The 7240-nt window shown below is 67.7% G+C and carries 5 protein-coding genes; 3 read left to right on the forward strand and 2 right to left on the reverse strand.

The annotated features are described in order from the left end of the window. Positions 1-218 precede the first annotated feature (218 nt). The 3 genes from V7Q39_RS17965 (at position 219) to V7Q39_RS17975 (ending at position 5261) form a co-directional block, all read left to right on the forward strand. Positions 219-1385, forward strand: coding sequence for a M20 aminoacylase family protein (locus V7Q39_RS17965; RefSeq protein ID WP_333817988.1), 1167 nt, complete (start codon positions 219-221; stop codon positions 1383-1385). Further along, entirely contained in the window at positions 1382-1741 is a 360-nt protein-coding gene (locus V7Q39_RS17970) for a DUF1304 domain-containing protein (RefSeq protein ID WP_333817989.1), read from the forward strand. Before V7Q39_RS17965 ends, V7Q39_RS17970 begins: the two co-directional genes overlap by 4 nt. 304 nt (positions 1742-2045) lie before the next feature. Further along, the gene (locus V7Q39_RS17975) at positions 2046-5261 is read left to right on the forward strand and encodes a PAS domain-containing protein (protein ID WP_333817990.1); all 3216 of its coding nucleotides are present in this window, start codon (positions 2046-2048) and stop codon (positions 5259-5261) included. 23 nt (positions 5262-5284) lie between these two features. On the opposite strand, the gene rsmA is transcribed toward V7Q39_RS17975, so the two are convergent. Next, positions 5285-6121, reverse strand: coding sequence for a 16S rRNA (adenine(1518)-N(6)/adenine(1519)-N(6))-dimethyltransferase RsmA (gene rsmA / locus V7Q39_RS17980; protein WP_333817991.1), 837 nt, complete (start codon positions 6119-6121; stop codon positions 5285-5287). Positions 6122-6177: 56 nt separating this feature from the next. Next, the gene (pdxA, locus tag V7Q39_RS17985) at positions 6178-7131 is read right to left on the reverse strand and encodes a 4-hydroxythreonine-4-phosphate dehydrogenase PdxA (protein WP_333817992.1); all 954 of its coding nucleotides are present in this window, start codon (positions 7129-7131) and stop codon (positions 6178-6180) included. Positions 7132-7240 lie beyond the last annotated feature (109 nt).

The following is a 7240-nucleotide window of genomic DNA, read 5'->3' on the forward strand; positions in this document are numbered from 1 at the left end:
GTGGCCATCTGACTGCTCCGTTCGCTGGCTCTTTTTCCGATATTGCGCGGGCCTTTGGCCGCAACAAGCCGGGTTCATGACGATTTTACGACGATATGGCGAAAATGTGCGACATCGGCAACAGGTCTCCGATCACATTCCGGTTTTCCTGACCCTGGCCCAAGGGCTTGCCGTTTTCCGGCAATGGGTCCACCCTGCCGGGGCAAAGGAGACCACCCATGCCCGTCAAGAACCGCTTCGCCGAGCTTCTGCCCGAGATCACCGCCTGGCGCCGGGATTTCCACCAGCACCCCGAGCTTCTGTTCGACGTCCACCGCACCGCCGGGAAGGTCGCCGATCTTTGCCGCTCGTTCGGCTGCGACGAGGTGGTGGAAGGCATCGGGCGCACCGGGGTCGTTGCGGTGATCAAGGGGCGCAGCGACAGCCGGGGCCGGGTCATCGGCCTGCGCGCGGACATGGACGCGCTGCCGATCATCGAGCAGACCGGGGTGCCCTATGCCTCGCAGACGCCCGGCAAGATGCACGCCTGCGGGCATGACGGGCATACGGCGATGCTCTTGGGCGCGGCGAAATACCTTGCCGAGACGCGGAATTTCGACGGCACCGTGGTCTGCATCTTCCAGCCAGCAGAGGAAGGCGGCGGCGGGGGCCGCGAGATGGTGAAGGACGGGATGCTGTCGCGATGGAACGTGCAGGAAGTCTACGGGATGCACAACATGCCTGGGATTCCGGTCGGCCATTTCGCCATCCGCCCCGGCGCGATGATGGCCGCCGCCGACCAGTTCGAGATCGTGGTGACGGGGAAGGGCGGCCATGCCGCCAAGCCGCATGACTGCGTAGATACCACCGTGGTCAGCGCGCATATCATCGTGGCCTTGCAGACCATCGCCAGCCGCAACGTCGACCCGCTGAAGCAGATCGTGGTGTCGGTCTGCACCGTGGAAACCGATTCCACCGCCCACAATGTCATCCCGCAGGTGGTGAAGATGAAGGGCACCGTCCGGACCATGGACCATGCCGTGCAGGACTTCGTCGAGGCCCGTATCGCCCAGATTGTCGAGGGCACCGCGCTGGCGCTTGGGGCGCGGGCCGAGGTGAGCTACCAGCGCGGCTATCCGGTCACCATCAACACGCCGGAGAACACCGATTTCGCGGCGGAGGTGGCGCGCAAGGTCTCGGGCGTCGTTGACACCGACACCCCGCCGCTGATGGGGGCCGAGGATTTCAGCTTCATGCTGAACGAACGCCCCGGCGCCTATATCTTCATGGGCAACGGCGATACGGCGATGGTGCACCACCCCGCCTACAACTTCGACGACAGCGCGATCCCCTTCGGCTCCAGCTGGTATGCCGAGATGGCCGAGACCCGGATGCCTGCCGCATGATCGGGGCGGCGCTGGTCGGGTTGGTGGCGCTGATCCACCTTGTCATCCTGCTGATGGAGATGGTCCTGTGGGAAACCCCGCAGGTCCGCCGCATCTTCGGGGTCAGCGCGGAATTCGCCGCCAATACCCGGGTGCTGGCGGCGAACCAAGGTCTTTACAACGGCTTTCTCGCAGCGGGTCTCATCCTTGCGCTTGTCCGTGGCATCCCCGGCGCGGGGGCAGAGCTTGCGCATTTCATCCTGGCCTGCGTGATCGTCGCCGGACTTTACGGGTCGGCGACTGTGGCGCGGCGCATCCTCTATGTTCAGGCACTGCCCGCGACCCTTGCGCTGGCGGCGGTGTTGACCGGCTTCTGACGGAGGGGTTCTGTCAAGGCGTTCTGCTGCGACCCTCCGGCCCGGCGCGCGCTTGCCATGGCCGCAGGGCGGATATCGCGCTGATGCTGCAGAGCTGCAAACGGTTGAAAGCGGTTTTCACCGGGAGACTGTCATTTCGGGGCACGTGCCGTCGGTCGATACCGGCGCGGTCTCACCCTTCGGTGCAGCGGTCTCTGCGGTTGAACGCACTCCCGGAGAAGCCCGCTTGCGGGAAAGGCGCTTCTCGCGGATAATCCCGTTGAAATGCAGGGGATCTATGGGACACGCAGGTCAGCCCGACTCTGTGACTGCACAACCTGCGCGGGTCGAATTCCGCGTGGTCGAGCTTATGAACCGCCTGCTCGACGTGACTCCCGACAGCATGGACAGCGAAATCCAGGCGGTGCTGGCGACGCTGGGCCAGACCTACGGTTTCGCGCGGACCTTCCTGTTCCGCTACTCCCCTGCGACCGGGTATACCAACACGCATGAATGGGTCGGGCCAGGCGTTCTGGCGATGAAGCCCGTCATGCAGGGTCAGCCACAGGTCGTCCGCCCCGCCTGGCATCAGGCCTTCATCGAGGGCCGGGTCGTCGCCGTTCTTGATCGTAGCGAGCTGCCCGAAGGGTCGCCCGAACGCCTGTTCCTGACGGAGATCGGTTCCCATTCGACGCTGATGGTGCCGCTTTGCGAGGGCGACCGGCTCTTCGGCGTCCTTGGCTTCGACTGTTCCCGCAGCGACCGGCATTGGGGCCAGGACGTGGTGTTCCTGCTTACCTCCGTCGCCCGGGCCGTATCTTCCGTCCTGTTGCGGGTCGAGGCCGCCCGGGCGCTGAAGCTGGAAAGCGACCGGCTGGAATCGACCAAGTCGCGGTTCCTCGCCGCCATCGAGGCGCTGGACGACGGTTTCGCCGTGTTCGACGCCGAGGACCGGCTGGTCTTGTGGAACACGCCCTATGTCCGTGTCTTCGCCGAGATCGCCGACCTGATCCGCGAAGGCGCGCTCTACGACGACCTTCTGCGCGCCGCCATCGCGCGGGGAACCTTCGGCGCTCCGGGTGAAAGAGACGACGCGAACCTGCAACGACGGCTGGACCGCCCGCTGACCGAGGTCTGGGACAACGAGGACAAGCTCGCCGACGGCCGCCTGATCTGGGTCCGCGAGCGCGCCACGCCGTCCCGCGAAACCGTGGGCCTTTACGAGGACGTGACCGCCCGCCGCCTTGCCGACCGCCGCTTGCAGCAGGTGGTCGAAGGCGGCGGGATCGCGGTCTGGGACTGGGACGCCGAACACGGTTTCAGCACGATCAACGATTGCTGGGAAACCATGCTTGGCTTGACGGCCTCCCCCGCGCTGGACGGGTTGATCGACCTGGTCCACCCCGAGGACCGCCGCGCCGTGCTTGAGGTGCAGCTGTCGCTTTTCCTGCAGGGCGGCGACGAATTCGGCCTGCGCTGCCGGATGCGGCACCAGTCGGGCAGATGGGTCTGGCTTCTGACCCGTGGCCATGTGGCCCTTCGCTGGGCTGATGGCAGCCCGCGTCGCATTTCCGGGATCACGCTGGATGTGACCGTCCAGTCCGAGGCTCAGGAGCGGTTGAGCCAGGTGATCGACGGGACCCAGGTCGGCACCTGGGAACACGACATGCGCAGCGGGGTGACGCTGGTCAGCGACCGCTGGGCGGAAATCCTCGGCTACCGGGCGGTGGAGCTGAACCCGATGCCGCTGGTCCGCTGGTTGGGGATGCTGCACCCCGATGATGCCGCGGCGCTTATCGCCCATGAAGCCGAAGCCTTCGATGCCGGCCAGTGGCAGGTCGAGCACGAGGTGCGCCTGCGCCACCGCGAGGGGCACTGGGTCTGGGTCCTGACCCGGACGCAGGTGGCAGAATGGGACGAGACGGGCCGGCCGGTGAAGACCAGCGGCATCAACCTCGACATCTCGACCGCCAAGGCGCTGGAGGCGGCGCTGGCCCGCGAACGCGACACGCTGGCGCGGGTGATGGAATCCTCGGTCTCCGGCATCGTCGTCGTCGACGAACGCGGCGGCGTGGTCTTCGCCAATGCCGCTGCCGAACGGGTGCTGGGGCGCCGGGTCTCGGCGGGGGATTGCCTCTTGAAGCTGCTCGGCTCGGCCGAAGTGTCAGACCTGGAGGGCAACCGCGTCAGCAGCGGGAACCTGCCGGTAAGCCGCGCCCTGGCCGGCGAACCCGGGATGCACGCCCTGCGCCACGACATCTACTGGCCGACCGGCGAACGCCGCGCCGTCGCCGTCACCTCGGCCCGGCTGACCGCCCCCGGCGTCGACCTCGCCGTCGTCTGCACCTTCACCGACATCACCGACGAGGTGCAGAACGAAGTGCGCCTGCGTGCCGCGATGACCGCCGCCGAGACCGCGAACCGGGCGAAGTCCGACTTCCTTGCCGCGATGAGCCACGAAATCCGCACCCCGCTGAACGGGGTGCTCGGCATGGCGACGGTTCTGGCGGGGCGGCTCTCGGACCCGGCGGAGCAGGCCATGGTCCGGGTGATCCGCGATTCCGGCGAGCATCTTCTGGGCGTGATCAACGACATCCTCGACCTTGCCAAGATCGAGGCCGGGCGGCTGGTGCTCGATCCGCGGCCGATCCGGCTGCCGGAGATTCTGGCCCGTGTCGCCGCGCTGCACCAGATCGCCGCCAGCGACAAGCAGGTCCGGCTCGTCACCCGCTGCATCGGCGGTACTCCCGGCGAGGTGCGGCTGGGTGACGAGATGCGGCTGATCCAGATCCTGCATAACCTGCTGGGCAATGCGCTGAAATTCACCGATGCAGGTGGCGTCACCGTGGAGGTTGACTGTTCGGACCCCGACCGTCTGATGATCGAGGTGCGCGACACCGGCATCGGCATGTCCGAGGCCGAGATCGCCCGCGCCTTCGAGGAGTTCACCCAAGGCATGGGCGGCTCGCGGCGCAGCCATGTTGGCACCGGCCTGGGTCTGCCCATCGTCCGTCGCCTCGCGCGGCTGATGCGGGGCGATGTCGGGTTGACCTCGGTCCGCGGGCAGGGCGTGACTGCGCGGGTCGAACTGGCGATCCCGGTGATCACCGGCAGGACCGCGCTGGAGGGCGAGACCACGCTGCCGCGGCTTCCCGCGATGAAGGTGCTCGCCGCCGAGGACAACGCCACCAACCGGATCATCCTGCAAAGCATGTTGCAGGCGCTTGGCGTCGAGACGTTGATCGTGGCCGATGGGCGAGAGGCGCTCAACCGGTTCGAGACCGAATGTTTCGATGCTGTCCTTCTCGATATCGCGATGCCCGGCATGGACGGGATCGACACGCTGAACGCGTTGAACGATCTCGCGGCGCGCAAGGGCAAGCCGATGCGCCCCGCGGTGGCGGTCACGGCGAACGTGATGACGCATCAGGTCAACGATTACCTCGGCCGTGGCTTCACCGCGGTCGTGGCCAAGCCCATCCGGATCGAGATGCTGTCCCGTGCACTCTGGCACTGCCTGGGCAAGCCGGTCTCGGCCTGACCCGGCTGATGCCTGCCCTGGGGCTAGGCCACTGCCCGTGCCAGGGCGCAGAAGCCTTCCAGCCCGATCTCCTCGGCCCGGGCGGTGGGGGGGATGCCGACGCCTTCCAGCACTGTCTCGATGTCTGGACGCAGCCCCTTCAGGCTGGCCCGCAGCATCTTGCGGCGCTGGTTGAAGGCCATGGCCGTTATGCGCTGCAACAGTTTGAAGTCGCACGGAAAGCGCGGGCCGGGCAGGGTGGTCAGCTGCACCACCGCCGAATGCACCTTGGGCGCGGGGGTGAAGGCCTCGGGCGGCAAAGTCATCACGATCCTTGCCTCGCAACGATATTGCGCCAGCAGGGCCAGCCGCCCGTAATGTTCGGTGCGCGGTTTCGCGACGATGCGCTCGGCAACCTCTTTCTGGAACATCAGCGTCAGCGAGGACCAGAAGGGCGGCCAGGCCGCGGGCGTGAGCCAGCGGATCAGCAGTTCGGTGCCGACATTGTAGGGCAGGTTGGCGACGACCTTCACCGGCGGGGTCAGATGCGGGGCAAGGTCCAGCTCCAGCGCATCGCGGTGCAGCACGGTAAGCCGCCCCGGATAAGCCGCCGCGATCTCGGCCAAGGCGGGCAAGGCGCGGGCGTCTTTCTCCACCGCCACCACCCGCCGCGCGCCTTCCGCCAGAAGCCCGCGCGTCAGCCCACCGGGACCGGGCCCCACCTCCAGCACGTCGCAGCCGGAAAGGTCCCCCGCCGCCCGCGCGATCTTGGCGGTCAGGTTCAGGTCCAAGAGGAAATTCTGCCCCAGCTGCTTCCTCGCCACCAGCTCATGCGCGCGGATCACCTCGCGCAGCGGCGGCAGCCCGTCTATCGTCCCCAAGACGACCTCCCGGCTTTCATACTGGCAAAGATATCCCCGCCGGAGGCGTCCAAGGCCTACACCCCACGCGCCGATGCCATCTCGCGCGCCATCTTCAGCGCAGCGATCAGGCTTGACGGGTCCGCGACCCCGCGCCCCGCAATGTCATAGGCGGTGCCGTGATCGGGCGAGGTGCGCACGAAGGGCAGGCCCAGCGTCACGTTCACCCCGCCCGCGAAGTCGATGGTCTTGATCGGGATCAGCGCCTGGTCGTGATAGGCGCAGACCGCCACGTCATACCCCGCCCGCGCGCCTGCGTGGAACATCGTGTCGGCAGGCCAGGGGCCGGTCACGTCCAGCCCTTCCGCCCGCAGCCGGTTAAGCAGAGGCTTGATCATCCGCTCCTCCTCCCAGCCCATGGTGCCGCCTTCGCCCGCATGGGGGTTCAGCCCGGCGACCGCGATCCGGGGGGCGGCGATGCCGAAATCCCGGACCAGCCCCGCGCGGGTGATGCGGATCGTCGCTTCCAGAAGCGCCTCGGTCAGCGCCGCGGGCACTTCGGACAGCGGGATGTGGATCGTCGCCGGCACCACCCGCAAACCCGGGCAGGCGAGCATCATCACCACGCGGTCCACCCCCGCCAGATGCGCGAGGAATTCGGTATGGCCGGGAAAGGCGAAGCCCGCCCCGTCCTTCAGGGCCTTCTTGTTGATGGGTGCGGTGCAGACCGCGCCCGCCTTGCCTGCGATCACCAGCCGCACCGCGCGCTCGATCACCGCCACGACGCCCGCCGCATTGGCCGCGACCGGCTGGCCCGGCGGGGCAGAGGACGCGAAATCGTGGCGCAGGACGGCCATCGGGACATCGCCCGGAACCTCGCCCTCGGCCACCTCGTGCCATGGGGTCCCCTTGGGCAGGTGCCGGGGGTCGCCGATCCAGACGAAGCGCTCGCCCGCCGCCCAGGCTTTGGCCGCGATCTCGGGGCCGATCCCGGCCGGGTCGCCGCAGGTCAGAAGGACCGGCGCGCTCACGGCTCGCGGATGATCGCGGCCGAGCGCAGCTCTTCCATGTAGCCCTCGGCCAGACCTTCCAGCTTCTGGTTGACCACCTGCTCGCGCACCTGGGCGCGGGTCGGCATCG

This window comes from Tabrizicola sp. (genome assembly GCF_036781545.1).
GTDB lineage: Bacteria > Pseudomonadota > Alphaproteobacteria > Rhodobacterales > Rhodobacteraceae > Tabrizicola.